The sequence below is a fragment of the Streptomyces nanhaiensis genome (assembly GCF_046614825.1).
Taxonomy (GTDB): Bacteria; Actinomycetota; Actinomycetes; order Streptomycetales; family Streptomycetaceae; genus Streptomyces; species Streptomyces radiopugnans.
In genome coordinates this window covers 1-1,903 of the sequence record NZ_JBKJFM010000322.1, presented here as the reverse complement: position 1 = coordinate 1,903, position 1,903 = coordinate 1, and the positions used below count along the sequence as shown (strand labels likewise).

Here is a 1,903-nt window from a genome sequence, read left to right as displayed (position 1 = left end):
GGAGGGGCGGACGGGCGCGCGGGCCGCACCCGCGCCGGGGCGAACGGCGCACCCGCGGGCCGCTGACCCGCACACCCCACGAAGGACGCCGACAGAGCGAGGAGTTGAGGGCACGTGGCAACCGAGGCACGCCGGACACCGGCTCCGCGGCCGGACACGGGGCCGGACACGGGGCCGGACACGCGGCCGGATGCGGGGCCGGATGCGGGGCCGGATGCGGGGCCGGACGCGGGCGCCCACGAGGTGCTGCGGGACCGGATGGCGGCCGCGGCCGCGGATCTCGCGGCCGGGGCACGGGCCCTCAACGACCGCCGCGTCGAGGTCTTCGGCGGCGCCGGACTGGAACTGGCGGGCGCCGCCCGGCTGGACACCGGGCGGCCCCGGGTGCCGTGCGACGTGGCGGCCGTCGGCGGGGCGCTGCTGCTGGGCGCCAACCCGCCCGCCGGGCACGGGCGGCCGGAGTCGGTCGCCGACGTGCTCACCCTCCACCGCCTGCGCGCGGAGGACGGCGGCCCGCCCGCCTTCGAGCCCGCCGGGCCGGACGCCGTGCCCGGCCTGCTCGACGACCCCCGCCTCCACCGCGACGTCGAGGAGCTGTTCCGCTACTACCGCCACGCCCGGCTGCTGCGGCTGCGCCGCACCGGACCGCTGCTGCTGGCCGTCTTCTCCGTCGGCGAGCGGGCCACCGACATCCGCGTCCTGCGCTGGCGCGCCGAGGACGGCGGCACCGTCGCCTACCTCGACGACAAGGGCGAGCGCGACCACCTCGACCGCACCCCTCGTTCCGCCCGTACCGCCCAGGACGTCGTCTGGACGCCGGCCGCCCGCGAGGACCACGTCACCGGACGACACCCGCACGTGGCGGTCGACGGCGGGACGCTGTACGTGTCGACCGTCGGCGGCGCCCTCACCGTCAAGACCGACAACGACACCGAGACCGCCGAGGGCGTCCACAGCGAACCCGTCGAGGACCCCCTGCAGGCCCTGGCCGACGCCGAGATCGCCCACGCCCGCGTCGGCCCGCTCGTCCTGCTGCGCGTCCTGCCGTACAACGAGACCGCCCACCGCCACCTGGTCTTCAACACCCGCACCGGCGAGGTGCTGCGGCTGGACGGCATGGGGCAGGCGTGCCGCCGCCTTCCCGACGACCAGGGCGTCGTCTTCCCCGGGGGCTGCTACCTGGCCGACGCCCCCGCCGGCTCGGCCGCCCGCACCTTCGAGGCGGACACCGAGGGGATGGAGTTCGAGGCGGAGGTGCGCTCGGCAGGCGGCGAGGACGTGCTGTACGTCTTCCGCGCCCCCGCCCGGGGCCGCTCCCTGCTGCTGTCCTACAACCTCATCCGCAAGGAGGCCGCCGCCCCGATCCCCGCCCTGGGCCACGCGCTCTTCGACGACGGCACCCTGGCCGTGCTCGGGGAGGCGGCCGGCGGGGAGGAGACGGCGGCGCACCCCGTGCGGCTGTGGAACACCCCCTACACCCTCGACCCCCGCGCCGCGGGCCCCGCCGGGGACGGGCCGCTGGCCCGGGTCGGCAACGCCGAGCTGGTGCGCGGCATCTCCGACTGCCTGTCCGTCGTACGGCTGGCCGAGGGGGTGACCGGCTGGACGGCGCGGGGCGCGGGCGCGGGCGTACCGCCCACGGCGGCCGCCCTGGAGGCGGTCACCGCCGCCTGTGCCCGCGCCGCCGACCGCCACCACTGGCTGGACGCGCCCGGCCTGGGCGAGGGGCTGGAGGGGCTCGGCACACCGCTGCGGACGCTGCGCGAGGCCGCGCAGCAGGCCGTCGCCGAGTACGCGCGGGTGGCCGAGCTGCGCGAGAGGGCCGCCGCGGCCGTGGAGGAGACGGCCGAGCGCACCACCGCGCTGGTGCGCCGCGCCCGGGGCACGGCGCACCAGCGCGGTG

At 78.6% G+C, this 1,903-nt stretch carries 1 protein-coding gene; it reads left to right on the top strand.

Translation table 11 applies throughout. The annotated features are described in order from the left end of the window. Window positions 1–258 precede the first annotated feature (258 nt). On the top strand, window positions 259–1,903 hold a 1,645-nt coding region (locus ACLIYP_RS30320), incomplete at its 3' end, for a DNA repair ATPase (RefSeq protein ID WP_412716281.1).